Origin of the sequence: Saccharopolyspora indica (assembly GCF_027853965.1) — a bacterium.
Taxonomy (GTDB): Bacteria; Actinomycetota; Actinomycetes; order Mycobacteriales; family Pseudonocardiaceae; genus Saccharopolyspora; species Saccharopolyspora indica.
Map to the genome: position 1 here is coordinate 18378 of NZ_JAQGLB010000002.1, position 26709 is coordinate 45086.

Below are 26709 nucleotides of genomic sequence, written 5' to 3' on the forward strand. Positions count from 1 at the left end.
CGCGCTGGGGGAGCGGGCTGACAGGAAGGTTCCCTTCCTCGCGTGACCCCCGCGCGGGCCCGGCCGCACGAATGACAGGAAGGTTCCCTTCCTCACACGACCGCAGCGCGCTCCGGGCGGGCAGGTGACAGGAAGGTTCCCATGCTCGCAGCGCCGTCAGACGGTGCTGGAGGTGTCGGCGGGTGCGTGCCGGTCGTCCGCCGCTCGCCAGAGGCGCGCGTAGTGGCCGTCCTCGCCGAGGAGCTCGGCGTGGGATCCCTGCTCGACGATCCGGCCGTCGTCGACGACCACGATGCGGTCCGCGCGGGCCGCGGTCGCCAGCCGGTGCGCCACCACGAACGTGGTGCGCTGCGCGGCGAGCTGGTCACTGGCCGCGATCACCATCGACTCGGTGGCCGGGTCCAGCGCCGCGGTCGCCTCGTCGAGCAGCAGGACGTCGGGATCGACCAGTTCGGCGCGGGCCAGCGCGACCAGCTGCCGCTGGCCCGCGGACAGGCCGCGGCCGCGCTCGCCGACCTGCTGGCGGAAGCCGCTGGGCAGCATCGCGATCCCCGGCAGCGCCCCGACCGCCCGCGCCGCGCCCTCCACCTCGACCGGGTCGGCGCCCGGGCGCGCGTAGGCGATGTTGTCGGCGACGTCGCCGGTGAACAGGTGCCCCTCCTGCGGCACCACCGCCAGCCGCTGGTGGAACGCCGCCAGGTCGTAGTGGCGCACGTCGACCCCGTCGATCAGCACCGCGCCCTCGCTGACGTCGTAGAACCGCGCGATCAGCTTGATCAGCGTCGACTTGCCCGCGCCGGTGGCGCCGACCAGCGCGACCGTCTCGCCGGCGCGCACCCGCAGCGAGACGTCGCGCAGCGCGAACTGCTCGGTCCCGGCGTAGCGGAACGACACCGACCGCAGCTCGACCTCGCCGCTGAGCCGCTCGGGCACCGGCGCCGGATCGCTCGGCTCCGGCACGGAGGTCGGGGTGCGCAGCAGGTCACCGATGCGCCGCAGCCCGACCATGGCCTGCTGGTAGCCGTCGAAGACACCGGACAGCTGCTGCACGGGTGCGAAGAACAACCCGAGGTAGAGCAGGAACGCCACCAGCACACCCGGCGTCAGGTCGCCCGAGGCGACCCGCGCGGCGCCGACGCCGAGCACCGCGGCCTGGGCGATCTCGGACAGCAGCGCGACGAACGGGAAGTAGGTCGCGATGTAGCGCTGAGCGCGCAGCCGCGAACGGCGGTAGGCGTCGCTGCGCTGCGCGAACACCTTCGCCGCGTGCCCTTCGCGCCGGTGCGCCTGCGCCACCCGCATGCCCGAGACGTTCTCCTGCAGGTCCGCGTTGACCGTGCTGACCCGCTCGCGCGCCTCGGCGTAGGCGACCGACGAGACCCTGCGGAAGATCAGCGTCGCCACCAGCAGCACCGGCAGCACCGCCATCGCGACCAGGGCCAGCGAACCATCGGTGACCAGCAGCGCACCGGCGATGCCGAACAGCGTGAGCACGCTGACCACGAACGTCGCCAGCCCGGTCTGCAGGAACGTCGACAGGGCGTCGACGTCGGTGGTCATCCGCGTCATGATCCGGCCGGCCAGCTCGCGCTCGTAGTAGTCCAGGCCGAGCCGCTGCAGGTGCGCGAAGCTGCGCAACCGCAGCAGGTAGAGCAGGGTCTCCCCGGTCCGGGCGGTGACGACGGTCTGCAGCTTGACCACCAGCCACCCGGTGCAGACGATCAGCCCGGCCAGCGCGGTCGCCCACCACAGGACGTCGACGGTCCCGGTGCTGATGCCGCCGTCGATGCCCTGGCGCACCAGCGACGGCAGCGCGATCGAGGTCAGCGCGTCACCGGCCACCAGCAGCACGGTCAGCAGCAGGCCCCAGCGGATCGGCCGCAGCAGCCGGGACAGCTTGAAGTCCGGGTCGGGCGCGGTGGGGTCCTCGTCGCGCAGGTCCGGCCGGTCGGTCGCCGGGGGCAGCTTCTGGATGCCCTCGACCAGCTCCGGCGTCGGCGGCATCGGCCCGTCGGCCTCGGATTCGTCCGGTTCCGGCCACAGCTCCGGGGTGATTCCGGCGTCGTTCGAGGTCAGCGAGCCGTCGCGGCGGTCGTCGATGGAGTCGCCGGGACCGGACAGCAGCGCCTGGAACAGCTCGCAGCGCTGCGCCAGCTCGGCCTCGGTGCCGATGTCGACGACCCGGCCTTCGTCCAGCACGGCGATCCGGTCGGCGAGCGCGAGCGTCGAGCGCCGGTGCGCGATCAGCAGCGTCGTGCGCTGGGCGGTCACCGAGCTCAGGGTGTCGTGGATCGCCGCTTCGGTGGCCGGGTCGACGGCCGACGTGGCGTCGTCGAGCACCAGGATCCGCGGGTTCGACAGCAGCGCCCGAGCCAGCGCGACCCGCTGCCGCTGCCCGCCGGAGAGGGTGAGGCCCCGCTCGCCGACCTCGGTGTCGTAGCCGTCGGGCAGCGAGGTGATGAACTCGTGCGCTTCCGCCGCCTTGGCCGCGGCGATCACGTCGGCCTCCGAAGCATCGGGGCGACCGTAGGCGATGTTGCCGCGGATGGTGTCGGAGAACAGGAACGCCTCCTCGAACACCACCCCGACAGCGCTGCGCAGCGAGTCCAACCGCAGGTCGCGGATGTCGTGGGCGGCGGCGCCGTCCTCGGCGGGCCGGATCGCCACGCTGCCCGAGTGCACGTCGTAGAAGCGCGTCAGCAGCAGCGACACCGTCGACTTGCCCGAACCCGCCGGACCCACCAGCGCCACCGTCTCACCCGGCCGCACCTGCAGCGAAGCATCCGAGAGCACCGGTTGATCGCGGGTGTAGCCGAAGGTCACGCCGTCGAACCGCACCTCCAGCGGGCCCTCCGGCAACCGCACCGCACCGGGCTTCTCCTGCACCTCGGGCTGCGAGTCGATCAGCTCGTGGATCCGCTCGACACCGGCGCGGGCGAGCTGCGCCTGGATCACCACGCTCGACAGCATCCGGGCAGGCCCGCCGAGCATCGCCACGTACCCGGCGAAGGCCACGAACGTGCCCAGGCTGACCTGGCCCTCCAGCACCATCCAGCCGCCGAGCCCGAGCACCCCGACCTGGCCCGCCGACGGCAGCGCGGCCAGGCTCGCGGCCGGGGTGGAGGTCATGCGGGCGGCGCGCAGCCGCTCGCCGAACAGCCGCCGCGCCCGGCCCTCCAGCCGCCCGACCTCGCGCTCCTCCTGCCCGAAGCCCTTGACCACCCGGACACCGGTGACCGTCTCCTCGACGTGCTGCGCGATGTCGGCGGCGCGCTGCTGCGCCGACCACGTGGCCGGGAACAACCGCTTCTTGCTGCGCGCGGAGATCAGCGCGATCAGCGGAGCGACGATCAGCGAGACCACGGTCAGCAGCGGCGACAGCCACAGCATCGCGATGATCGCGAACAGCGCCAGCACAGCGGTCCCCGCCGCCAGCGGCACCATGGACAGCAGCCCGTTCACCAGCTGCAGATCGCTGATCGACCGCGACACCACCTGCCCGGTGCGCAACGCGTCCTGCTTGCCCCCGTCCAGCCGCTGCATCGCGCCGAACACCGCGCGCCGCAGGTCGTGCTGCACGTCGAGCGCCAGCCGCCCGGCGCTGTAGCGGCGGACGAACGCCGCGCCGAAGCGGAACACCCCGAGCACGAGCAGGACGGCCACGATCCACCACAACCGGTCGGTGGTGTGCGCGACGGCGTCGTCCACCGCCAGCTTGGTCAGCAGCGGAACCAGGGCCTCCAGGCCGACGGCGGTGACCGACGCGCCCATCGCCAGCGCCAGGGCGACCGGGTGCCGTCGACAAGCGGCGAAGAGGCGACGGATCCAACCGCCGGAGGACGGGCGGGGATTACCGGAGTCGCTCACGCAGCCAGGTTATGCCGACCCACCGACCACGCAGCTCGCCGAACCCCGCGGTGTGACCCCCGCCAACCGGTGGAGCACGGGAACCTTCCTGTCATCCTGCCCCACGAGCGGCTGGCAGGAAGGTTCCCGTCCTCGCACCGGCTCAGGCGATGTCGCGGCGGCGGCTCGCCCACCAGCCACCGGCGATGAACACGGCGGTGTAGGCCAGGAAGGTGAGCGTGCTCGCCCACCACGCGTGCCCGTAGTGACCGCCGAAGAACACGTGCAGGACCTCGAAGGCCACCCGCGGCACGTCCGGTTCGTCCGGCCCGGCCACCGCCGTGATGAACAGCGGCACCGCGAGGTTGGACACGATCCCGTTGCCCGCCGAGCCCGGCAGGTACGGGCCGACACCCGAGACGGGCGAGCTCACCAGCGCCATCGAGACGATGAACTCGACGACGAACTTGTAGACCAGCGGCAGGATGATCGCCAGCACCGCGTTCGCGACGAGCGCACCGAACCCGACTCCGAGCAGCGTCCACAGCACCATCGCGAGCACGCACGTGGCGCCGACGCTCAGCCAGTCGCCGATGTCGCCGAACTGCCCGATGTCCTGGCTGGCGCCGACCAGCCCGCCGAGGCTCGCGCACAGCACGTTGACCAGCCCGTACACCGCGCCGACGGCCGCCGCCAGGATCAGCTTCGCGATGAGCACCGCGCTGCGCGGATTGCTGGTCAGGAAGCTGGTCGTGATGGTCTTGTTCCGGTACTCGCCCGCGATGATCAGCGCCCCGAACAGGGCGCCGAAGATGGTGCTGAAGTTCGCCGACATGGCCACCGACAGCAGCGCCAGCGGCACCGGCCGGTCCAGCTGCTGGATGCTGTTGAGGAACCCGACGAAGCTGGTGCCCATCCACCCGGCGCCGAACCCGATCACCGCGACCGGGATGAGCAGCGCCCACCACAGGTTGGTCGTGAAGGTCTTGCGGAACTCCGCCTTGATCAGCGCGCCCATCACACGCTCCCCCCGAGTCCGCGCTGGTCGTCGGACGACTGCGGGCCGACTGGCCGCGCCCACGCCTGGGCCTCGGGCCCGGCCTGCGGGATGCCCGTGTACTGGCCGTTGGTGAGCTGGAAGAACAGCTGCTCCAGGCCGATCCGCTCGTCCTGCATGCCGTAGAGCGCGATCCCGGCGTTCAGCGCGATGTCGGCGACCGTGCGGGAATCCGCTTCGAGCACCGCCAACCGCCCGTCCGGCACGTACTCGATGCGGTAACCGGCTTCCTGCAGCTTCGCGGCCAGCGCGGCGCCGTCGGCGGCCTGCACCAGGGCGCGCGACTGCTGGGCGGCGCGCAGCTGCTCGATGCTGCCGTCGTAGACGCACTGCCCGCGGCTGATGACCACCAGCTGGTCCACGGTGTGCTCGATCTCCCGGAGGAAGTGGCTGGACATGAGCACGGTGCGGCCGCTCGCGGCGAAGGCCTTCAGGAAGTTGCGCAGCCAGGCGATGCCCTCCGGGTCGAGCCCGTTGGCCGGTTCGTCCAGCACGAGCACCTGCGGATCGCCGAGCAGCGCGGTGGCCAGGGCCAGCCGCTGCCGCATGCCCAGCGAGAACCCGCTGGGCTTGCGCTTCGCGGCGGGCGCCAGCCCGACGAGCTCGAGCGCCCGGTCGGCCTGCTCGTCCGGCACGTTCATGGCCGCCGCGTAGCAGCGCAGGTGGTTCTGCGCGGTGCGGCCGGGGTGGAAGCTCTGCGCGTCGAGCACGGCGCCGATGACCGATGCGGGGTTGGGCAGCTGGTGGAACGGCAGGCCGCTGATCGTGGCGGTGCCCGCGGTGGGCGTGACCAGGCCGAGGATCATGCGCAGCGTCGTGGTCTTCCCGGACCCGTTGGGACCGAGGAACCCGGTAACCGTGCCTGGCCGCACCGTGAAATCGAGGTCCTGGACCGCGTGCACCGGCCCGTAGCTCTTGCTGAGACCTCGCACGATGATCCGGCCGCTGCCGTCGTGCACACACCCTCCAACATCACCTGTTCACCCGACGCCGTCCATCCTGCCGGACGAAGTCGGGGAGCAGGTGCGGAGTGGTCGTTTTCCCGACCAGCTCACAACGGGTGCGGCTACGGCCACTGGATGCCGCGGTCGATCACCGCCGCGCGGTGGATCTTGCGGTGATCGGTTTCGAGGTGCCCGCCCACCGGTGGTTCGGGCGGCGGGCCGACGGTCAGGTCGGGGCGGATGAACTCGTCGGTGTCCCAGTCGCTGGGGCCGGAGCCGACCGAGGAGACGATCGGCTGCGGGATGACCGCCACGTCGGATTCCGCCTGGGCGGGCCTGCGGCTCATCCTCCGCCGCAGCGCGCTCAGCCGCGTCGAGCGGGCCGGCCGGCTCGACTGGTCGCCGATGAGCTGCCGGTGCGCGGTCAGCCACACCGTGCACGGCCACGGCCGGCTGCGCAGCGTCCCCTGGCACGACGGGCACCTGCCGTCCTCACCCGGCTGGTGCTCGTCGAGCAGCGCCCGCAACCCCGAGGTGAGCCGGTAGAGCTCGGCGCGGGCGAGCGGGAGGAGCACTTCGGCGTCATCGTCGGTCACCACCCGGTCGAGGTTGTCGAGCCGGTCGAGAACGGCCTTGCGTAACGGTGTGTCCACCACTTCGCCTCCCGTCGTAGCGCGTGCGGCAGACCGCTGAACGGGTCCACCGGGCTGGTCCTAACGGGTGACATCGGCAGTCGGGCGCCACGCCTGCACGGGCAGGGACTCGGGCTCACTCCATCGAGTGGTTATCGATTCGGCTCGAAAATGCCCGCCGAGTGGGTGCTCGCGTCGTCGGCAAATGGGCGATCGTGCCCTACACTGACGGTGGCGGCCTGCTCCCGGTGACCCCCAGGCTGGTTGAGCGGGCCGCCCCGTTCGGCTGTTTGAGGCCTCTTCGCATTCGACGCCCACCACGCCGCGCAACCACGTGATCGCTCCCCGCCCGACCGGCGCCCGCCCGGCCCGGGCGCTTCAGCCTGCCCGGCACCGCCTGCGATGCGAGCAAGGGAACCTTCCTGTCATCCGCACGCCCGTTGGCGCGAGGAAGGGAACCTTCCTGTCACCCGCCGCCGGTGGAGCAGGGCACCTTCCTGACGGTGGCGTGCGAGCAAGGGAACCTTCCTGTCAGCGGTGGCTGCCCGGAACGCGGCGAACCCCGCCACCGACGTGCGGTAGCGGGGTTCGCCCAGGAGATCCGGTCAGGACAGGACGTCGCTGATCGGGGTGCTGGTGCGGCCGTGCGCCTCGGCGACCGGGGCGTTGACGAGCTTGCCGTCGTGGGTGTTGAGCCCGCCCGCCAGCGCGGCGTCGGCGCGGCACGCCTGCTGCCAGCCCTGGTCGGCGATCCGCAGCACGTAGGGCAGCGTGACGTTGGTGAGCGCGTGGGTCGAGGTGTTGGGAACCGCGCCCGGCATGTTCGCCACGCAGTAGAAGACCGAGTCGTGCACGCGGTAGGTCGGGTCGTCGTGCGTGGTCGGCCGCGAGTCGGCGAAGCAGCCGCCCTGGTCGATCGCGATGTCCACCAGCACGCTGCCCGGCTTCATCTCCGACACCAGGTGGTTGGACACCAGCGTCGGCGCCTTCGCACCCGGGATCAGCACCGCGCCGATGACCAGGTCGGCGGCGCGCACCGCCTGCTCGACGGTGTAGCGGTTGGAGGTCACGGTGCGGATCTGGCCGTGGAAGTCGCGGTCGATCTCGCGGAGCTTGTCCACGTTGGTGTCCAGCAGCTCCACGTCGGCGCCCATGCCCATCGCGACGCGCGCGGCGTTGAGGCCCGCGACACCGCCACCGATCACCACGACCCGCGCCGGGTGCACCCCGGGCACGCCGCCCGGCAGCACACCGCGACCGCCGCTGGGGCGCATCAGCGAGTAGGCACCGACCTGCGGCGCGAGCCGGCCCGCGACCTCGCTCATCGGCGCGAGCAGCGGCAGGGCGCCGTTGGCGGTCTGCACGGTCTCGTAGGCGATGCCGGTGACACCGGAGTCCAGCATCGCGTCGGTGAGCTCCGCGGAGGCCGCCAGGTGCAGGTAGGTGAACAGCACCTGGTCGCGGCGCAGCCGCGGGTACTCCTCGGCGATCGGCTCCTTGACCTTGAGCACCAGCTGGCCCTCGGCCCACACGTCGTCGGCGCTGGGCAGGACCTTCGCACCCGCGGAGAGGAAGTCCTCGTCCGGGATCGAGGAGCCCGCACCCGCGTTGGCCTCGACGAAGACGTCGTGCCCGCGGCTGCTGAGCTCGTGCACGCCGGCAGGCGTGATCGCGACCCGGTACTCGTTGTTCTTGATCTCGCGCGGCACGGCGATCTTCACGGGGAAATCCTTTCGTCTCCTGCGTTGCGCACAACGATCCGCCGCCGATGCCGGGGGCGCATCATTCCCACGCGATGAGATTGCCCCGGCTCGTTTGTGCTCGCAGCACAAACCGCGCGCCGCCGCGAAACAGCGGCCGCACGATCGATGACAGGAAGGTTCCCCTGCTCGCATCGCCGAAGCCGGTGGCCGGGCCCGGGACGGCAGGAAGGTTCCCTTCCCCAGGTCAGCGGGCTGCCCGTGACAGGAAGGTTCCCCTGCTCTCAGCCGTGCTGGGCCCAGCGCTCGGCGAGCAGCTGGACGTGGAGGGCGGAGCGGACGTCGGGATCGTCCAGATCGATGTCGACGAGTTGGGTGAGCCGCTTCATCCGGTACCGGAAGGTGTTCGGGTGGACGCGCAGTTCCCGGCTGGCCTGCCGCGGATCGCCGGGGTGGCGCAGCCAGGCGCGCAGCGTCGCCAGGTATTCGGTGCTCTGGGTGCGGTCGTGCTCGCGCAGCGTCGCCAGCGGCCCCAGCGAGCCGATGCCCGCATCGGTCGCCGCGCCCGCCATGCGGCTGAGCACCAGCAGGTGCCAGTAGTCCTCGTACACCGCCACGCGCTCCTGGAGACGACCGGTGCGAAGCAGGCTGACCAGCTCTTCGGCCTGCGATCGCGACTGGTGCAGCTCGGCGACCGCGACCGCGGTGCCCACCGCGATCAGCGGTCGCGGGGACATGTCGTGCGAGGCGAGCGCGGTGCGCAGTTCCAGCCAGCCGCCTCGGTCGCGGTCGGGCACCACCGCGTAGAGCATGGCGCCGATCTCGGTTACCAGCGGGCGGCGCCCGATCCCGCGCGTGATCCACTCCCACAGCGCCAGCCGGTGTCCCTCGGCGGGACCGGCCGAGGCCGGCATCTCGATCGCGATCACCCGGTGCTGCTCGTTCGGGACGGCCAGCTCGTGGGCCGCGACCCGCCAGCCGTCGCCGCCTTCGAGCAGCAGCCGCACCTGCTCCGCGCTGTGCCGCCGCTCGGCGTCCGCGACGGCTCGCCAGCGCAGCAGTTGCAGCGCGACCAGCGGCGCGGTGTCGGCGAACGCCGTCGCACGCTCCTCCGAGACCTGGTCGGGCACCACCGCCCACATCGAGCCGAGCAGCTCGCCGCCCATCCTGATCGGCACGACCAGCCGGGGCAGCGTGCCGTCCTGCTGGGCGGGCACGAAGATCGCCGAGCTGCCCTTGCTGAGCTTGCGGAACGTGCCGCGCGCCCGGAACTTGGCCAGCACGTCGTCGGGCTGCCTGCGGCCCATGATCGTCGAGACGCGGGCGGGATCGGTGAGGTCCTGCCGGGCCGAGTAGGCCAGCACCTGGGAGTGCGCGTCCTCGATCGTGACCGGTGCGTCCACCACGTCGGCCACCGCGTCGGCGAGCCGGAACAGGTCGCCGACGCCGGAGCTGCGCGCGTCGGCCTCGTCGATGCCGGTCCGGGCCAGCGCCGCCCGGATCAACCAGACCAGCTGGGCCCACGCGGTCTCCGGCCGCACCTCGACCAGTGCGACACCGGACTCGGCGGCCGCGGCGACGACCCGCTCGTCATCGGAGACCGGCGGCTTCAGCAGCACCGCCGCCGCACCCTGATCGCCGCAGATGCGCACCAGCGCCGCCGCCTGCTCGCAGTCGGCGACGGCGACGCCCAGCACGAGATCACCGTCGACCACCGTCGGGTGCTGATCGGGCTCGGCGATGACCACGTCACCGACGCACGGGGTCGATTCCGGGACCGCCACCGCGCGCAGCAGCGTCGGCCCGACCCGTTGGACCAGCGCCCGGACGTCCAGCATCACCGGCCTCCAGAGAACATGCGGCCGCCTGGCGACCGGGGGAGGCATTGTGGCACCAGAGCGGCCCCGTTTATCGTTGCGGAGCAACTCGACAATCGCATACCGGCCGTCGACCCCGTGCGGGAGAGACCCTGCGCGCACCGCAGGGCGCCGAAGGAGCAAGACTCCCCACAAACTCTCAGGCACCCATGACCGTTCGGGCGAGGCAACTCTGGAAAGCGCGCGTCACAGCTGACGCGCCACCCACGGTGCAAGCCGCTGACCGGCGGCGAAGCTCTCAGGTCCCGAAACAGAGGGGGAGGCCCAGCACATTCCGGGCGCGCCCGCGCCCTCCAGACCGCTATGGAGCCTCCCACCATGTCCCTGCCCGAGAACCTGCGCTACACCGAAGAGCACGAGTGGATCGAGGACCGCGACGAGCTGGTCCGCATCGGCATCACCCAGCACGCCGCGGACGCGCTCGGCGACATCGTCTTCGTGCAGCTGCCCGAGGTCGGCGAGCAGATCGAGGCCGGGCAGACCTGCGGTGAGCTGGAGTCCACCAAGTCCGTGAGCGACCTGTTCGCCCCGGTCACCGGTGAGGTCGTCGCGGTCAACGAGGCCGTCGTGGAGGACCCGGCGCTGGTCAACGCCGAGCCGTTCGCCGACGGCTGGCTGCTGGAGGTGCGCGCCACCGGTACCGGTGCTGTGCTCACCGCGCAGCAGTACGCCGAACTGATCGAGCAGTAGCGGAGCCGGGCAGCAGCGGAGGCGATCAATGGCGATCAGTGTCTTCGACCTGTTCTCAGTGGGCATCGGACCGTCCAGTTCGCACACCGTGGGGCCGATGCGAGCGGCCACGCGATTCGCGCGGAGACTTCTCGATGCCGGCTTGATTCCGCAGGTCACAAGGGTCAAAGCGGAGTTGTTCGGCTCGTTGGGGGCCACCGGGCACGGGCACGGCAGCCCGAAGGCGGTGCTGCTGGGCCTGGAGGGCCACCACCCGGAGACCGTCGATCCGGCCGCGGTGGCGGACCGGGTCGCCGAGATCGGCGCGACGGGGCGGTTGCGCCTGGACGGCACGCACGAGATCCGGTTCAACTCGGACCGCGATCTCGTGATGCACCGGCGCAGGTCGCTGCCGGTGCACCCGAACGGGATGCGGTTCACCGCGTTCGCCGGGGACGCCGAGCTGGACAGCGCCGTGTACTACTCGGTGGGCGGCGGTTTCGTCATCGACGAGGAGGCGACCGGCGCCGACCGGATCAAACCGGACGAGACCGAGCTGCGGCTGCCGTTCCGCACCGGAGCGGAGCTGCTCGACCGCACGGCGGAGTCCGGGCTGTCCATCAGCGGCGTCATGCTGGCCAACGAGCTGTCGTGGCGCGGTGAGGACGCGGTTCGCAAGGAACTGCTGGACATCTGGCACGTCATGCAGGAGTGCGTGGACAACGGCTGCCGCAACACCGGCGAGCTGCCCGGCGGGCTGAAGGTCAAGCGGCGGGCCGCGGAGCTGGCAGCGGCGCTGACCGGCCAGGACGACCCGCTGGAGTGGGTCACCCTGTTCGCGCTCGCGGTGAACGAGGAGAACGCGGCCGGTGGCCGGGTGGTGACGGCCCCGACCAACGGTGCGGCGGGCATCGTCCCGGCGGTGCTGCACTACTACACCCGGTTCGTGCCCGGCGCGAACGACGACGGCGTGGTGCGGTTCCTGCTGGCGGCGGGCGCGGTCGGGGTGCTGTTCAAGGAGAACGCCTCGATCTCCGGGGCCGAGGTCGGCTGCCAGGGCGAGGTCGGTTCGGCGTGCTCGATGGCCGCGGCCGGGCTGGCCGAGGTGCTCGGCGGCACGCCGCGCCAGGTGGAGAACGCCGCCGAGATCGCGATGGAGCACAACCTCGGGCTCACCTGCGATCCGATCGGCGGGCTGGTGCAGATCCCGTGCATCGAGCGCAACGCGGTGGCCTCGGTCAAGGCGATCACCGCGGCGCGGATGGCGCTGCGCGGCGACGGCAACCACTTCGTCTCGCTGGACAAGGTGATCAAGACGATGCGCGAGACCGGCCGCGACATGAAGGTCAAGTACAAGGAGACCGCCCGCGGCGGGCTCGCGGTCAACGTCATCGAGTGCTGACCCCGGTGCGGGCGGTGCGAGCATGGGAACCTTCCTGTCACCGCCCGCGCCGTCGACGCGAGGATGGGAACCTTCCTGTCACCGGCACCGGTGGCAGGAAGGCCCCTGCGATCAGGCTTCGGCGAACTTGAGCCCGGCGATGCCGACCAGGATCAGCGCCAGGAACGCCAGGCGCGGCCACGTCGCCGGTTCGCCGAAGGCGAGCATGCCGGTGATCGCCACGCCGACCGTGCCGATGCCGACCCAGATCGCGTAGGCGCTGCCGACCGGCAGGTGCTTCAGCGCCACCGACAGCAGGCCGAGGCTGACCATGGCGACCGCGATTCCGACGACCGCCGGCCACAGCCTCGTCAGGCCTTCGGCGTGCTTCAGCGCCAGCGACCAGACGATTTCGAGCAGTCCGGCGATGACGAGGATGACCCAGGGCATTTCGGTGTCCTCCGGGTTCAGGCGTTAGCGCCGCCGTCGACGGTGATCGAGGTGCCCGTGATGCTGCGGCCGGATTCCCCGGCCAGGTGCGCGACGGTCGCCGCGATGTCGGCGGGGGTGGAGTAGCGGCCGAGCGCGGTCAGCGTCCGCTGGGCTTCGGCGCCCGCCCCGTCGGCCGGGTTCATCTCGGTGTCGGTCGAGCCGGGGTGGACCACGTTGGCCGTGATGCCGCGCGGGCCCAGGTCGCGGGCCAGACCCTTGGTGAAGCCGATCAGGGCGGACTTGCTCAGCGAGTACAGGCTCAGGCCGGGACCGGGAACCCGTTCGGCGAGATTGCTCCCGATGTTGATGATCCGCCCGTCCTCGGGCAGGTGGGCGATGGCGGCCCGCACGGCCACGAATGCCGCGCGCACGTTGACGGTGACGGTTTCGTCGAACTGGTCGAGGGTCAGCTCGTCGATCGTGCCGAACGGGAAGATTCCGGCGTTGTTGACCAGGACGTCCAGCCTGCCGAACTCGTCGACGGTCCGCTGCACCGCGTTCGCCACGGCTTCGGCGTCGGTGGCGGGTGCGGCGATCGCCAGGCTGCGGCGGCCGGTGCCCGAGATCTTCCCGGCGACGGCGTGAGCCCGCTCGGCACCGGTGTTGTAGGTGATCGCGACATCGGCGCCGTCGGCGGCCAGCCGTTCGGCGATCCCGGCCCCGATCCCGCGCCCGCCGCCGGTCACCAGAGCAACCTTGCCCGCTAAAGACGTCATGAGCACCCCTTTTTTCTGTATCGAACGATATATAAATGGGTAGCACGAGCTACCCTGGGACGTCAACGCAGACCGGGTCGGCGATGATGATCGCGCCGGAGTTCGCGAGGAGGACGAGATGCCGCCGCCAGGTCGACCGCGCAGCTTCGACCGCGCAGCCGCGCTGCGGGCCGCGATGGAGCTGTTCTGGGAAAGGGGCTACGAGGCGACGTCGCTGACCGACCTCACGACGGCGATGGGCATCAGCTCACCGAGCCTCTACGCCGCCTTCGGCTCCAAGGAGAACCTCTTCCGCGAGACGATCGCCCTCTACGGCAGTGACGACGAGGAGAAGCGCTCGCGCCTCCAGGAGTGCTCGACCGCGCGAGAGTGGATCGAGGCCAAGCTGCGCGACAACGCCGACGACTACGTGGACCCGGGCACGCCACGAGGCTGCATGGTCGTGCTCGCGGCGACCAACTGCAGCCCGGGCAACCAGCGCGTCCAGGACTTCCTCGCCGAATGCCGCAAGGGCGACCAGCAGGAGGTCCGCGCGCGACTGGACCGCGCGGTCGCCGAGGGCGACATCCCGGAAGGCGCAGATCTCGCGGCGATCGCCTCGTTCTACGTGACCGTCCTGCAGGGCTTGTCGATCCAGGCCCGCGACGGCTGCTCCCGCGAAACCGCGCACGCGATCATCGACTGCGCGATGTCGGCCTGGCCCGCTCTGGTCGGCGAGCCGCAGCAGCGGGCGGGATGACAGGAAGGTTCCCATCCTCGCAGGGCGTGACAGGAAGGTTCCCATGCTCGCGCTGCCGCACGGCGGGTCGTGGTGACAGGAAGGTTCCCATGCTCGCGGCCGTCCGCACCGGAGGCCGGTCGGCGGGATCAGGCGAAGATCACGAAGGCCAGCCCGGAGCAGCCCGCCAGCACCGCCAGCGCGCTTACCGCAGCTGGCAGCGCACCGCCGGGAAGCGGCGCTCGGTCGCGCAGGCGGCGTTCGCCGTCGAGGTGGCGGCGCCAGAGCAGCCAGCCGGTGGCGAGCCCGAGCGGCAGCGCCAGTGCCGCGCAGATCAGCGCCGCCAGCGCGCTCACGTGGCCCAACATCCGCAGCAGCACCAGCAGCCCGATGATGAACGCGAGCGTCGTTCGCAACCAGGCGAGCGTGGTGCGCTCGATCTGCAATCCCGGATCCCACGGGCCGTCGGGCCGGTGCACCACGATCAGATCCCGGTGATCAGCAGCAGGACGCAGGACGCCACCCCGATCACGCCCAGCCCGTACCCGAGCACCGGCGCCAGGCGCGGCGCGGGCAGCGGACGTCCCCGCCGGAGCGCGCGCTCGGTGGTCATCCACCGCGCGAAAGCCGTTGCGCTGCAGAGCACCCCGGTGAGCAGCAGCGCCACCGCCAGGGCGGTCCGGAGTGGATTCGGGTGGCCGGCGACGGCGTTGAGCGCTTCGACTCCGACGCCGCCCGCCATCAGCGCCAGCGCGGTGCGGATCCAGGCCAGGAAGGTGCGCTCGTTGGCGAGGGTGAACCGGGGATCCGGTTCGTCGCCCTGCTCGTAGAGCCGCTTGGGCCAACGCGAATGCTCTTCCCGGTCGGTTGCCATGAGCTCACCGTAACCCGGGCGCGGAACGCGCCGGGCCCCGCGCCGACGGGGCCCGGCGCGCTGCTCAGAAGGCGAACACCTTGCCGGTGGTGGCCTCCGCGATGCACTGGTTCGAGTAGGTCTCCTCGAAGACGACCGGCCGTCCCTGCCAGCTGCCGCGCGCGGTGTAGGTCACCGGCTTGTGGATGAAGTTGCAGGTGGTCTGCGCCTGGGTGAGCTGGGTGAGGTCACCGCTGACCGCGTTGAGCGTCTGGCAGGCCGCAGCGGCGTGCGGGTGCGTACCGCCCACCGGATGACAGCTCAGCACTGCGGTCCGCGGAGCCTCATCGCGGTTCTCGGTGCTGATCGTGAGGTTCAGGGTGCTCCAGTTCGCTTCCGCCGCGGGTTCCGCGTTGGCCAGCGCCGGGGCGAGTGCAGTGCCCGCGAGGGTGGCTGCGGCGAGGAAGATGCGGCCGGTGAGCCGTGTGTCAACCATTCTCGTCAGTCCTCCTGGGTTGGAGAGGCATTCCGCTCTCCTTTATCGCCGCAGCGGTCCGAAGCGCCGCACCTCGCTGCTCCGGACCACCGGAAAGGGGTTCGCCCAGGCAGGTCTGCTGTACGAACGGTCACTGAACAGGACATTTCGACGCTGCTCCACGTCGCTCGTCCGAGGGCCGATGCGCGAAAAGGTGGTGGACCTTTCGCGGATCACTGGCCATTGTGGTCCCGGGCCCGGGTCGTCGTGCGTCGCGACGACCGCTCTCGGGGGCCTAGGTGATGGACGGGAGACCAGATGGCTTCGGCACCCGCGGGCCCGGACCGCGTCGCGGTGCGCAAGGCCGCGTTCGCCAGCGCGGTCGGCAACACGATCGAGCTCTACGACTTCCTGATCTACGGCACCGCGGCCGCCGTGGTGTTCAACAAGCTGTTCTTCCCCTCCGGCGACCCGTGGGTGGGCGCGCTGCTGGCGTTCGCCACCTTCGGGGCCGGGTTCCTCGCCCGGCCGCTGGGCGCCGCGGTCATCGGGCACTTCGGCGATCTGGTGGGCCGCAAGCGGATGCTCGTGATCACCCTGAGCGTGACCGGGGTGTGCACCGCGCTGATCGGGTTGCTGCCCACCTACCACCAGGTCGGCGTGTGGGCGCCGCTGCTGCTCGTGACGTTGCGCGTGGTGCAGGGCTTCTTCCTCGGCGGGGAGCAGGGCGGTGCGGTGCTGATGGCGGTGGAGCACGCCCCGCCGCACCGGCACGGCTGGTACGGCGGGTGGACGTTCCTGGGCTCGCCGACCGGGATGTTCCTGGCCACCGGCGCGTTCGCCGGGGCCACCGCCATCTCCGGCGACCAGTTCCTCACCTGGGGGTGGCGGCTGCCGTTCCTGGTGAGCCTGGTGCTGGTCGGAGTCGGCCTGTACGTGCGGCTGCGGCTGGCCGAGAGCCCGGAGTTCGCGAAGATCCGCCAGCGCGGCGAGCGCGCCAGGCTTCCCGTCGCCGAGGCGTTCGCGCGTTCCTGGCGGCAGATCGTGCTCTCGGCCGGCGTCAACCTGGGCTTCAACACGTTCATCTTCATCCTGACCACGTTCCTGCTGACCTACGGCACCGAGAAGCTGGGCGCGACCCGCGACGTGATGCTGCTGGGCAGCCTGTGCGGATCGGCGGCGCAGATCGCCGGAATCCTGCTGTTCTCCCACCTCTCGGACCGTCTCGGCCGCACCCAGGTGATGCTCGGCGGCGGCATCTTCCTCGCGGTGTACGCGTTCCCGATGTTCTGGCTGCTGGACACCGCGGAACCGGCGCTGATCGTGCTGGCGATGACCCTGGGCTACGCGGGCTCGGCGGCGGTCTTCGGGCCGATGGCGGCCTTCTGCGCCGAGCTGTTCGCCACGAAGGTCCGCTACACCGGTGTGTCGTTGGGCTACCAGAGCGGCTCGGTGCTCGGCGGCGGGCTGTCCCCGGTGGTGGCGACGGCACTGCTGAGCTTCTCCGGCGGGGCGTCCTGGCCCATCGCCGCCTACCTGGTGGCCGGTGCGCTGGTCACGGTGGTCTGCCTGGTGATCACCGGAGAGCCGACGAGGTGGGCCGAGCCCGAGCCGGAGCGGGTGTGAGCCGCGGGGCCGTCAGATCGGCTGGGTGAGGTTCACCGCGTTGCCGTCCGGATCCTTGACGTGCGCGACGCGCTGGCCCCACGGCATGTCGTTGGGCGGCCCCTGCACCTCGCCACCCGCCGGAGCAACGCGTTCCAGCACTTCGTCGACGTCGTCGACGAAGAAGTTGAGCAGGACCCGGCCCGGCTCACCGGGTTTCGCCGCGTCGTTGTGGACCAGCCCCAGTGCGGCGCCGCGGACCTCCAGGCCGAGGAAGAAGACGGTGCCCTCGGCGGGCACGCGCGAGGTCTCCTCGGCGCCGAAGACCGCCCGGTAGAAGCCCTGCAAGCGGTCGATGTCCGAGGTGATGATGATCGGTTCGATGGTCATCGGAGTCCTCTGCGGTTCGCGCGGGCCACGGCCCGCGAACGGTCCTTCCGAACGGTGGACTCGCACCCGCGCCCGGAACTCATCGCCGGCTCCGCGGTGACAGGAAGGTTCCCATGCTCGCACCGGGATGACAGGAAGGTTCCCATGCTCGCACCGCGCGCCGCGGTCACGTGGCGTAGAGCTGATCGATGATGTCGGCGTACTTCTCGTGGATCACGCGGCGCTTGAGCTTCAGCGTCGGAGTCAGCTCGCCGCCCTCGACGCCCCACGGGTGGGCGAGCACCCGGTACCGCTTGACCTGTTCCGGCCGGTTCAGCCGGGCGTTCGCGGCCGCCACCGCAGCGGCCACTTCGGACTGGACCGCCGGGTGCTCGGCCAGATCGCGCAGGGAGCTGGCGGAGATGCCGCGTTCGCGCGCCCACTTCGGCGCCGCGTCCTCGTCGAGCACCAGCAGCGCGACCAGGTAGGGGCGGCGGTCGCCGAACACCAGCGCGTGGCCGAGCAGCGGATGCGCGCGCAGCGCGTTCTCCACCGCGGTGGGCGCGATGTTCTTGCCGCCGGCGGAGATGATCAGCTCCTTCTTGCGGTCGGTGATGCTCAGGAACCCGTCGTCGTCGAGGACTCCGATGTCGCCGGTGCGCAGCCACCCGTCGGGATCGGCGGCCGGGCGGATCACGCCGTCCGGTTCGAGGTAGCCGGCGCACACCAGCGGGCCGCGCACCAGCACTTCGCCGTCGTCGCCTATCCGCACCTCCACCCCGGGAACGGGGCGGCCCACCGTGCCGGGGCGGTTGGCTCCCGCGTGGTTGGTGGTGGCGCAGCCGGACGTCTCGGTCATGCCCCACAGCTCGAAGATGTCCACGCCGATGGTGCTGAACAGCTCCACCAGCTCGCGGTCGATCGGGGCGGCGCCGCTGGACGGCCACGTGGCGCGGTCGAGCCCGAGCCGGGATCGCAGCCGCCGCGCGGCTTGCGGGGTGCGTTGCTCGGGCGGGATGTCGCGCAGCGCGGCGGCGAGCTTCTCCCAGATCCTCGGGACCGCGAAGAACAGCGCGGGCCGGGCGCGGGCCAGCGTCGCGGGCAGCTGCTTCGGGTCGGCGCAGAAGTGCACGTGGGCGACGTCGTGGATGGCCGCGTAGATCCCCACCATGCGTTCGGCGATGTGCGCCAGCGGCAGGTAGCAGATCCGCGGTGCGTGCCGTTCGGCCCGCGTGGCCTGGTGCAGGGCCGCCGCGGCGAAGCAGATGTTGCGGTGGGTCAGCACCACGCCCTTCTGCTCGCCGGTGGTGCCGGAGGTGTAGAGGACCGCGGCCGGGTCCGCGGGGCGAGTCGCCGCCGAGGTCCGCCGCACCAGCTCGGGATCTTCGCGCAAGCGCTGCTCGCCGAGCGCCCGAAGCCGGTCCCAGGTCCGGAACCGCTCGTCGGCCGACACCATCACCTGCTCGTCGAGCACCGCGACGTGCTCGATGGCGGAGGCGTTGCGCAACGTCTTCGACCAGCGGCGCAGCTGATCGGCTCCGTCGAGCACCACGATCCTGGCGCGGCTGTGGTGGGCGATGTAGTGCACCTGGTCCTGGCTGAGCGTGGGGTAGAGGGTGCTGGGCACGGCGCCGAGGTGGGTGGCCGCCACGTCGATCAGCCAGTGCTCGACCCGGTTCGGCACCATGATCAGCACGGTCTGGCCGCGTTGCAGGCCGAGCGCGGCGAGTCCGGCGGCCAGTACCTGGACCTCCTGGTGAGCCTGCTCCCAGGTCAGCGTGCGGTCGCCATCGGTCAGCGCGGGCTGCTGGGGGAACTGCGCGACGTTGCGCGAGAACAACTGCGGGACAGTCGTCTCCAGCGCTGCGGACGTCCGTGCTTCCGAATCGCTCATCGCGGCTGAGCTCCCCTCGACGCACCCGGACGACGTGATGGCCGTCACGCGATGAAACCGCACGGGGGGCCGAGTTGGCCAGCTGCGGGGCCTTCAATCGCCCAGCAGGCTCAACGGTGCTCGCGTCGGGGCATCTCCGCTGGTGGCGGCCCGTGAGTGTTTCGGGGTGCCATAGCGCCCCAACCCGCTCACGGCTTCTGACCAGCGGAAACGGCGGCTGCTCGGTGTCGGTCAGACGTGGTCGCGGATGACGTCGTTGACGGCCCGCTGGAATCCGTTGACCAGCACCTGGATGGTCAACGGGCGCAGCTGGTCGGTCGTGGCGCGGACGCGTTCCCGCTCGTCCTCCGGGCGGCCGCGCTCGACGTAGGGGCGCAGCACGTTGGCGGCGAACAGCTCGCGCAGCTCGGTGGCGATCTGAGCGGTGTGCTGCTCGACGATCGCCTTCGCCTGCACCAGCATCTCCGACGGCAGGTCCAGGTCGAGGATCTGCAACCCGACGCCGAGCATCGCGGGGCTGGGCGCCCGCAGCGCGGTGGAACCCGGGATCCGCTGCAGGATGCCGAGGTCGATCAGCTGGTCGACCAGCTCGTCGTCCAGGTGCCGTCCGGCACGGCGGTCGAGCTCGTGACGTTCCAGGTCCTCGGCGTGCTCGTCGGTCCACGGAGCGATGAGCGCGCGTTGCAGCGCGAGATCGTCGGGGGAGGCGTCCTCGGGCAGCCGCGCCAGGTGGCGCTCGATCGCCGACAGCGTGAAGCCGAGCGCCTGGAGCTCCCGGATGAGGTCGAGGCGGGCCAGGTGATCGCCGCCGTAGAGGCCGAGCCGGCCGCGCAGGCGAGGTGGCGGCAGCAGGCCGCGCGAGGAGTAGAACCGGACGGTCCGCACGGTGACTCCGGCGCGGGCGGCCAGTTCGTCGATGGTGAGCTCTTCGTCCGCAGTTCGGAGCATGCCCGCAACGGTACTCCTCAACCGCTGTAACACCAACGCTGTCACATACGAGCCCGCCCGGCCCGTCCCACTCCTGCACCGTGGGATCGCGCAAGAACCGCGGGCGACGTCTGGACAACACCTGCACCGCCGCACATGAGAGGGCCTGCGGCGCCCTGCTCCTGCTGTCCTAGTCGCCGAGGACAGGCCCGACGATGCTGGCGATCTCGCCGGGCATCGTGATGACGACGAGGGTGGCGCCGAACATGGTCCAGCCCAAGATCACGCTGGTGAGCGCCAGGTCCCGGTTGCGGTAGCGACCGGGGTTGCGCTTGATCTGCCCCAGCGCGATGTGCCCGAGGATCGCTGCGATCACCCCGAACCCGACGGCACCCCAGAAGGTGAACAGGCCGAACACCAGGACGCAGATCGATGCGATGGCCAGGACGTTCTTGCGCGGTCCCGGTGCACGGCCCGGCATTTCCCGCGCGGCATGCTGTTCTTGCGCGTTGGCCACAACTCTCCTCCGCCGAGATCAATTCCAGTCGAGGTTAGGTGCGATCACCCGGGTGCGGGCAACGTCCTCGTTCGAGGGGCGCCGTCCGGACCACCACCCTTCTCGGTCCCCTGGAAGGGGTTCACCCGTTCGTCGGGTAACCGGTTTCGCTCCGTTCGCGATCAACGTTCGGTGGGGCGGTGATGGGCTGTCCCGGTTCCGTGAAGCGAGGATCGGATGATGCGGTGGTGGACCGCTGTCCTGCTGGGGGCATGCCTGGCGGGCTGCGGCTCGGCGTCGGCGGCTCAGCAGGTCGTCGACCAGTTCGTGCGCGATGGCCTGCCGGTGCCGAACCCGCGGGACAACACGGAGAAGAGCTGCCCGCAGCTGGGGTGCGAGCAGCTGATCACGACCGACGTGGTGTCGGTGTTGTCCTTCGTGGACGAATCGGCGGCGACGCGGTTCGCCGGACGGTTCGGCCCGGACGCCTTCAGCCGCGGCGTCATCGTCCTGCAGTACGCGGCCGCACGGACCCCGGAGGAGCTGCGGGTGCAGTTCGAATCGTCGTTGGTGGGATGAGCAGTACCGGCGGTTGGTTGTCCTCGGTTCCGGTCGGGGCGACTATTGGTGCGTCCGCCAGCGGTCGCCCGCATCCGGGATTTCCCGCATGTCACCACTTTTCCGGTGCGGTGCCCTTGACTTCGATCATTGTCGAGCTTTCAGGGTGGTGTCATGACTGATGAGCAGACCCGGATGCGGCCGGTCCAGGCCGCCGCCCACCACGACGACGCCCGAGCCCGGATCGACAGCTGGTGGCTGCTGCCCACGGCGGAAGAGGCGGACGCGGCGGCTCGCGGAGCCCTGGAGGTGATGCCCCGGGCCGACGGGTTGCTCCGCTTCTCGGTGCTGCGCTCCCCGGCCGAACCCGCGCTGTTCCTCCAATCGCTGTGGGTCACCGCCGCGGCGCGTGATCACTACGTCCAGCAGGTCGCGGCCGCCGCGAGGGCGTCGGTCGACGAGCGGGCCCCCGGCATCCAGCGGGACCGGGCGCTGACCGAGATCGTCGCCGAAGTCGTGCACTCCGATGCCGTCGCCGGGAAGTGGGTGACGCGGCGGCTTCCCGTCGTCGAGAGCGCTCAAGCGCGGGTGGACGAGGAGGTCGACCGGCTGCGCGGCGAGGACGCGCCAGGTCTGGTCCGCGCCTCGATCGGGCTCGCTCGTGGTGAGCGCGGCGAACCGGTCGAGGTCGTCGTGGTCGAAGAGCGGAGCGGGGGCGTGCTCGGCTACGAACCGGTCGGCGCCGTCGCACCGGTCAAGCCTTGACGTCTGTTACACCAGTTATGTAACACTAACTGCGTCGTGCTTCGTGTGTTGCGCGACACAGGCCGTCGAGAGGTGAGGCGTGACGCGAACAGGTGGACCGCTGGCCGGGGTCAAGGTCGTCGAACTGGCCGGGATCGGCCCGGCGCCGTTCTGCGCGATGCTGCTCGCCGACCTCGGCGCCGAGGTGGTGCGGGTGGACCGGCCGACGGCCTCCGGCGGCGAAGGCGACCTGCTCAACCGCGGCAAGCGGTCGGTGCAGGTGGACCTCAAGCACGAGCGCGGCGCGGAAGCCGTGCTCGCCCTGGTCGAACAGGCCGATGTTCTGCTGGAAGGACTGCGCCCCGGAGTCACCGAACGGCTGGGCGTAGGACCGGAGCAGTGCTGGGCGGTCAACCCGCGGCTCGTCTACGGGCGGATGACGGGCTGGGGCCAGCAGGGGCCGCTGGCGCCGACCGCGGGTCACGACATCGACTACATCGCCCTCACCGGCATGCTGCACGCGATCGGCCGCCAGGGCGGCCCGCCGCAGGTCCCGGCCAACCTGCTCGGCGACTTCGGCGGCGGGGCGATGTACCTGGCGGTCGGAGTGCTGGCAGCGCTGCTGGAAGCGCGCACCAGCGGCCGCGGGCAGGTCGTCGACGCGGCCATCGTGGACGGTGCCGCGCACCTCGGCACGATGCTGTTCGGGTTCCTGGGCACCGGCGGCTGGAAGACCGAGCGCGGCACGAACCTGCTGGACACCGGCGCCCCCTACTACGACGTCTACGAAACGGCCGACGGCGAGCACGTCTCGGTCGGCGCGCTGGAACCGCAGTTCTACGCCGAACTGGTGCAGCGGCTGGGCGTGGCGGAGGCGGTCCCCGACCGCGACGACCCGGCCAACTGGCCGCGGCTGCGGGAGATCTTCGCCGAGACTTTCCGGCAGCGCACCCGCCAGGAGTGGACCGAGGTGTTCGACGGCTCCGACGCGTGCGTGGCCCCGGTGCTGTCCATGACCGAAGCCGCCGAACACCCGCACGTGGCGGCCCGCGAATCCCTGGTGCGCCGCGACGGCCTGCTGCAACCGGCGCCCGCCCCGCGCTTCAGCCGCACCCCGAACCCCGAGCCGGGGCCGGTGGCGACGCCCGGCGCGGACACCGGAGCCGTGGTGCAGGACTGGAAGATCCCGCAGGACCTGCTCGACTCGGGCGCCTTCGGCTCACGGCGCTGACCCGGGGCGCGGCGGGGAGGTGACAGGAAGGTTCCCGTCCTCGCCTCCGGCAGCGCCGCGGCTCGGCGTGACAGGAAGGTTCCCATGCTCGCATCGCCGCGTGGGGCCGCTGACAGGAAAGTTCCCATGCTCGCGCCGCGGTGCGGGCGCGGTGACAGGAAGGTTCCCTTCCTCGCATGACCAGCACGGATCGAATGGAGGCGTGAACCGATGCGCAGGGAGTTGTTCGAGCCCGAGCACGAGGCGTTCCGCGAAACGGTGCGCACGTTCGTCAACAAGGAGCTCGTGCCGCACGTCGAGGAGTGGGAAGCCGCCGGAGTGGTCAGCCGCGACGCCTGGCTGGCGGCCGGCGCGCAGGGGCTGCTCGGCTTCGCCGTGGACGAGCGCTACGGCGGCGGTGGTGTCGACGACTTCCGGTTCAACGTCGTCTTCGACGAGGAGCTGGTCAACGCGGGCATCTCCGGCTTCGGCTCCCCGCTGCACAACGACATCGTCGCGCCCTACCTGCTCGCGCTCGCCACCGAGGAGCAGAAGCAGCGCTGGCTGCCGGGCTTCTGCTCGGGCGAGACGATCACCGCGATCGCCATGACCGAACCGGGCGCGGGCAGCGACCTGCAGGGCATCCGCACCAGCGCGGTGCGCGACGGCGACGACTTCGTCCTCAACGGGCAGAAGACGTTCATCACCAACGGCATCCTCGCCGACCTGGTGATCGTGGTGGCCCGCACCGATCCCGACGCCGGGCACGAGGGCATCAGCCTGCTGGTGGTGGAGCGCGGCATGCTCGGCTTCGAGCGCGGCCGCAACCTGGACAAGATCGGCCTGAAGTCGCAGGACACCGCGGAGCTGTTCTTCAACGACGTGCGGGTGCCCGCCACCAACCTGCTCGGTGAGGAGGGGCAGGGCTTCATCTACCTGATGCAGAACCTGCCGCAGGAGCGGCTGTCGATCGCGGTCGCCTCGGCGGCCGTCGCCGAGAAGGTGCTGGGCGCGACCAAGGAGTACTGCAAGGACCGCACCGCGTTCGGCCGGCCGATCGGCAAGTTCCAGCACGTCCGCTTCGAGCTGGCGGAGATGGCCACCGAGGTCGAGATCGGCCGCGTGTTCACCGACCGCTGCGTGCAGGACCACGTGCGCGGCGAGCTCGACATCGAGCACGCCGCGATGGCGAAGTGGTGGCTCAGCGAGCTGAACAAGCGCGTGGTCGACCGGTGCCTGCAGCTGCACGGTGGCTACGGGTTCATGGCGGAGTACCCGGTCGCCAAGGCGTTCCTGGACTCCCGCGTGCAGACCATCTACGGCGGCACCACCGAGATCATGAAGGAGATCATCGGCCGATCCATGGGGTTCTGACCGCCGCGAGTGCGCCATCGGGCTCTAGCCCGACGGCGCACTCGCGTGGCAGGTTCGATGCCATGGACTGGATCGTCGCTCCCGACGGGAACGGGCGGGCGCTGCCCGACGTCCTGCCGTCCCTGCTCGGCTCGCTGGGGGTGGCCGGGTTCACCGACACCATCGGATTCCCGGAGTGCCGGAACGCCGCGGTGCTGCTGGTCGACGGGCTCGGCCACGACCTGCTGCGCGACCACGCCGCGGACGCCCCGTTCCTGGCGAGCCTGCTGACCAGGCCGCCGCTGACGGCCGGATTCCCGACCACCACGGTCACCAGCATCACCTCGCTGGGCACCGGCCGGTGCGCCGGGGAGCACGGGCTCGTCGGCTACACCTTCGCCGAACCGTCCGGCGGCCTGCTGCACCCGCTGAGCTGGTCATCGCGCGGTGACCACCGGAGCCTGCTGGATCGCTGGCCGCCGGAGCAGGTGCAGCCGATGACGACGGTGCTCGAACGGGCCGCGGCGGCCGGAGTCGACGTGCGGACCGCGGTGCCCGCCGAGTTCGAGGGCAGCGGTCTGACCCGCGCCGCGATGCGTGGCGCCGAGTTCCGCGGCCAGCGCGCGTTCGGGGACCTGGCCGCGGAACTGCTGGACGCGCTCAACGCCGACGGCCCCGCGCTGTGCTACGGCTACCACGGTCACCTCGACCTGCTCGGCCACGTGCACGGACCGGGATCGCTGCCGTGGCGCCTGCAGCTGACCCAGCTCGACGGCCTGGTGGCGATGCTGGCCGACCGGCTGCCGCCGGGCGCCGTGCTGGCGGTGATCGCCGACCACGGCATGGTCGAAGCCGACCCCGCCACCGCGTTCGACGCCGACACCGACCCGGTGCTGCGGGACGGAGTCCGGTTGCTCGGTGGCGAAGCGCGGGCCCGGCACGTCTACGCCGAACCCGGTGCGCTCGCCGACGTGCTCGCCGCCTGGCGGGAGCAGATCGGCGATCAGGGCCTGGTGCTGACCGGTGAGCAGGCGATCGACGAGGGCTGGTTCGGCCCGGTGGTGGCCGACCCGGTGCGCCCGCGCATCGGCGACGTGCTGGCGGTCATGCGGGAGTCCGAGGTGATCCGGTCGGTGGCCGAACCGGGCGAGGCCGCGCTGCGCGGCCAGCACGGATCGCTGACCGCGGCCGAGCAGCTGATCCCGCTGCTGGTGCTGGGCGGTTGACCGGTGGACGAGGGCGTGTTCGGGCCGCGGACCGTGACCTGGCACCTGCACGCGGATCCGGCGATGTGGATCGCCGGGGTCTGCAGCCTCTACCTGCAAGCGCTGCACCCGCGAGCGGTGGCCGCCGTGGTGCAGAACTCGCGGTTCCAGGACGACCCGCTGGGACGGCTCCAGCGCACCGGCGACTTCGTCGCCACCACGACCTACGGCACCACGGCCGAAGCCGAGACGGCGGCGGCCCGGGTTCGCGGCGTGCACCGCAAGCTGCGCGGAACCGACCGCCGGACCGGCGAGCAGATCAGGCTCGACGAGCCGGAGCTGCTGCGCTGGGTGCACTGCGCGGAAGTCACGTCCTTCGCCGGAGTGGTGCGCCGCGCCGGGTTCCCGCTGACCACCGCCCAGCTGGACCAGTACTTCGACGAACAGCGCAGGTCGGCGGCGCTGGTCGGGCTGGAGCCCGCCGACGTGCCCGGCTCGAGCCGGGAGATGGCGGCCTACTTCGCCCGGATGCGCCCGCAGCTGCGCCGCACCGACGACTCCGACCTGATCTACCGCTTCCTGCACCGCCCGTTCGCGCCGTGGTGGCTGCTCCCGGTGAACCTCGGCTACCGGCCGCTCGGCCACCTGGCGTACTCGGTGCTGCCGGACTGGGCGCGCCGCATCCACGACCGCGCGGCCTACCCACCGCCGGTGGTCGCGGCCGGACTGCGCGGCTTCCGCACGGCGGGACTGGCAGTCCCGGACCAGCTGCGCTTCCGCTACCCGGGTGATCACGTCCAGCGCGCACTGGACCGGCTCGGTGCGGCGGCTTCGCCCACCACCGGAGTCCCCAGCGGCCCGTGACGCCTTGAAAGCATGGGAACTTTCCTGTCACCGGACTGCGAGCATGGGAACCTTCCTGTCATGCCGGCCGTGCGCGGGAGCAGGGGAACTTCCCCGTCGGCCACCGGCGAGCGACGTGGAGGAT

25 protein-coding genes and 2 riboswitches are annotated in these 26709 nt (G+C 71.3%); of the genes, 10 read left to right on the top strand and 15 right to left on the bottom strand.

Annotated features, from left to right (window positions below; all coding sequences use genetic code 11):
• Positions 1-156 precede the first annotated feature (156 nt).
• From OU416_RS03915 to OU416_RS03940, 6 genes are all read right to left on the bottom strand, one after another.
• Positions 157-3867 (bottom strand): ABC transporter ATP-binding protein, encoded by a 3711-nt coding sequence (locus OU416_RS03915; protein WP_270925432.1) that lies wholly within the window; start codon positions 3865-3867, stop codon positions 157-159.
• Between the two features lie 142 nt (positions 3868-4009).
• Positions 4010-4864, bottom strand: a complete 855-nt coding sequence (locus OU416_RS03920; protein WP_270925433.1) for an ABC transporter permease — start codon at positions 4862-4864, stop codon at positions 4010-4012.
• Complete coding sequence (locus tag OU416_RS03925; RefSeq protein ID WP_270925434.1) at positions 4864-5862, bottom strand: ABC transporter ATP-binding protein; 999 nt, start codon at positions 5860-5862, stop codon at positions 4864-4866. Before OU416_RS03925 ends, OU416_RS03920 begins: the two co-directional genes overlap by 1 nt.
• A gap of 107 nt (positions 5863-5969) precedes the next feature.
• On the bottom strand, positions 5970-6500 hold the full coding sequence (locus OU416_RS03930) for a hypothetical protein (protein WP_270925435.1): 531 nt from the start codon (positions 6498-6500) through the stop codon (positions 5970-5972).
• Between the two features lie 584 nt (positions 6501-7084).
• Positions 7085-8200 (bottom strand): alanine dehydrogenase, encoded by a 1116-nt coding sequence (gene ald, locus OU416_RS03935; RefSeq protein ID WP_270925436.1) that lies wholly within the window; start codon positions 8198-8200, stop codon positions 7085-7087.
• A gap of 263 nt (positions 8201-8463) precedes the next feature.
• Positions 8464-10017 carry a PucR family transcriptional regulator gene (locus OU416_RS03940; protein WP_270925437.1) on the bottom strand — a complete coding sequence of 518 codons (1554 nt, stop codon included), beginning with the start codon at positions 10015-10017 and terminating at the stop codon, positions 8464-8466.
• Positions 10018-10127: 110 nt separating this feature from the next.
• Positions 10128-10222: riboswitch (glycine riboswitch) on the top strand.
• Positions 10223-10320: riboswitch (glycine riboswitch) on the top strand.
• A gap of 54 nt (positions 10321-10374) precedes the next feature.
• Between OU416_RS03940 and gcvH the strand changes: the two genes are divergently transcribed.
• Together gcvH and OU416_RS03950 are read left to right on the top strand one after the other, a co-directional pair.
• Positions 10375-10746 (top strand): glycine cleavage system protein GcvH, encoded by a 372-nt coding sequence (gene gcvH, locus OU416_RS03945; protein ID WP_270925438.1) that lies wholly within the window; start codon positions 10375-10377, stop codon positions 10744-10746.
• A gap of 28 nt (positions 10747-10774) precedes the next feature.
• The gene (locus OU416_RS03950; protein ID WP_270925439.1) at positions 10775-12127 is read left to right on the top strand and encodes an L-serine ammonia-lyase; all 1353 of its coding nucleotides are present in this window, start codon (positions 10775-10777) and stop codon (positions 12125-12127) included.
• A gap of 111 nt (positions 12128-12238) precedes the next feature.
• Here the strand turns inward: OU416_RS03950 and OU416_RS03955 are convergent, their stop codons facing one another.
• Entirely contained in the window at positions 12239-12556 is a 318-nt protein-coding gene (locus OU416_RS03955) for a DMT family transporter (RefSeq protein WP_270925440.1), read from the bottom strand.
• 17 nt (positions 12557-12573) lie between these two features.
• Positions 12574-13314 (bottom strand): SDR family NAD(P)-dependent oxidoreductase, encoded by a 741-nt coding sequence (locus tag OU416_RS03960; RefSeq protein WP_270925441.1) that lies wholly within the window; start codon positions 13312-13314, stop codon positions 12574-12576.
• A gap of 118 nt (positions 13315-13432) precedes the next feature.
• Between OU416_RS03960 and OU416_RS03965 the strand changes: the two genes are divergently transcribed.
• On the top strand, positions 13433-14053 hold the full coding sequence (locus OU416_RS03965) for a TetR/AcrR family transcriptional regulator (protein WP_270925442.1): 621 nt from the start codon (positions 13433-13435) through the stop codon (positions 14051-14053).
• Positions 14054-14181: 128 nt separating this feature from the next.
• On the opposite strand, the gene OU416_RS03970 is transcribed toward OU416_RS03965, so the two are convergent.
• The 3 genes from OU416_RS03970 to OU416_RS03980 form a co-directional block, all read right to left on the bottom strand.
• On the bottom strand, positions 14182-14514 hold the full coding sequence (locus OU416_RS03970) for a DUF202 domain-containing protein (protein ID WP_270925443.1): 333 nt from the start codon (positions 14512-14514) through the stop codon (positions 14182-14184).
• A 2-nt stretch (positions 14515-14516) separates the two neighbouring features.
• Positions 14517-14906: a YidH family protein gene (locus tag OU416_RS03975; protein WP_270925444.1), complete on the bottom strand. Its 390-nt coding sequence runs from the start codon at positions 14904-14906 to the stop codon at positions 14517-14519.
• Between the two features lie 64 nt (positions 14907-14970).
• Complete coding sequence (locus OU416_RS03980; protein WP_270925445.1) at positions 14971-15381, bottom strand: SSI family serine proteinase inhibitor; 411 nt, start codon at positions 15379-15381, stop codon at positions 14971-14973.
• 297 nt (positions 15382-15678) lie between these two features.
• Between OU416_RS03980 and OU416_RS03985 the strand changes: the two genes are divergently transcribed.
• On the top strand, positions 15679-16986 hold the full coding sequence (locus tag OU416_RS03985) for an MFS transporter (RefSeq protein ID WP_270925446.1): 1308 nt from the start codon (positions 15679-15681) through the stop codon (positions 16984-16986).
• A gap of 12 nt (positions 16987-16998) precedes the next feature.
• Here OU416_RS03985 and OU416_RS03990 read toward each other — a convergent pair whose 3' ends face one another.
• From OU416_RS03990 to OU416_RS04005, 4 genes are all read right to left on the bottom strand, one after another.
• On the bottom strand, positions 16999-17355 hold the full coding sequence (locus tag OU416_RS03990) for a VOC family protein (RefSeq protein WP_270925447.1): 357 nt from the start codon (positions 17353-17355) through the stop codon (positions 16999-17001).
• A gap of 166 nt (positions 17356-17521) precedes the next feature.
• On the bottom strand, positions 17522-19228 hold the full coding sequence (locus OU416_RS03995) for an AMP-dependent synthetase/ligase (protein WP_270925448.1): 1707 nt from the start codon (positions 19226-19228) through the stop codon (positions 17522-17524).
• A 231-nt stretch (positions 19229-19459) separates the two neighbouring features.
• Positions 19460-20176 carry a MerR family transcriptional regulator gene (locus OU416_RS04000; RefSeq protein WP_270925449.1) on the bottom strand — a complete coding sequence of 239 codons (717 nt, stop codon included), beginning with the start codon at positions 20174-20176 and terminating at the stop codon, positions 19460-19462.
• A gap of 169 nt (positions 20177-20345) precedes the next feature.
• Positions 20346-20672, bottom strand: coding sequence for a DUF4190 domain-containing protein (locus OU416_RS04005; RefSeq protein ID WP_270925450.1), 327 nt, complete (start codon positions 20670-20672; stop codon positions 20346-20348).
• A 219-nt stretch (positions 20673-20891) separates the two neighbouring features.
• Here OU416_RS04005 and OU416_RS04010 point away from each other — a divergent pair, with 219 nt between their 5' ends.
• From OU416_RS04010 to OU416_RS04035, 6 genes are all read left to right on the top strand, one after another.
• Positions 20892-21230, top strand: coding sequence for a hypothetical protein (locus OU416_RS04010; protein ID WP_270925451.1), 339 nt, complete (start codon positions 20892-20894; stop codon positions 21228-21230).
• Between the two features lie 153 nt (positions 21231-21383).
• Entirely contained in the window at positions 21384-21974 is a 591-nt protein-coding gene (locus OU416_RS04015; RefSeq protein ID WP_270925452.1) for a hypothetical protein, read from the top strand.
• Between the two features lie 79 nt (positions 21975-22053).
• Positions 22054-23184 carry a CaiB/BaiF CoA transferase family protein gene (locus OU416_RS04020; protein WP_270925453.1) on the top strand — a complete coding sequence of 377 codons (1131 nt, stop codon included), beginning with the start codon at positions 22054-22056 and terminating at the stop codon, positions 23182-23184.
• Positions 23185-23394: 210 nt separating this feature from the next.
• Positions 23395-24537 carry an acyl-CoA dehydrogenase family protein gene (locus OU416_RS04025; RefSeq protein ID WP_270925454.1) on the top strand — a complete coding sequence of 381 codons (1143 nt, stop codon included), beginning with the start codon at positions 23395-23397 and terminating at the stop codon, positions 24535-24537.
• A 62-nt stretch (positions 24538-24599) separates the two neighbouring features.
• The gene (locus tag OU416_RS04030) at positions 24600-25742 is read left to right on the top strand and encodes an alkaline phosphatase family protein (RefSeq protein WP_270925455.1); all 1143 of its coding nucleotides are present in this window, start codon (positions 24600-24602) and stop codon (positions 25740-25742) included.
• A gap of 3 nt (positions 25743-25745) precedes the next feature.
• Positions 25746-26585 (top strand): oxygenase MpaB family protein, encoded by an 840-nt coding sequence (locus OU416_RS04035; protein WP_270925456.1) that lies wholly within the window; start codon positions 25746-25748, stop codon positions 26583-26585.
• Positions 26586-26709 lie beyond the last annotated feature (124 nt).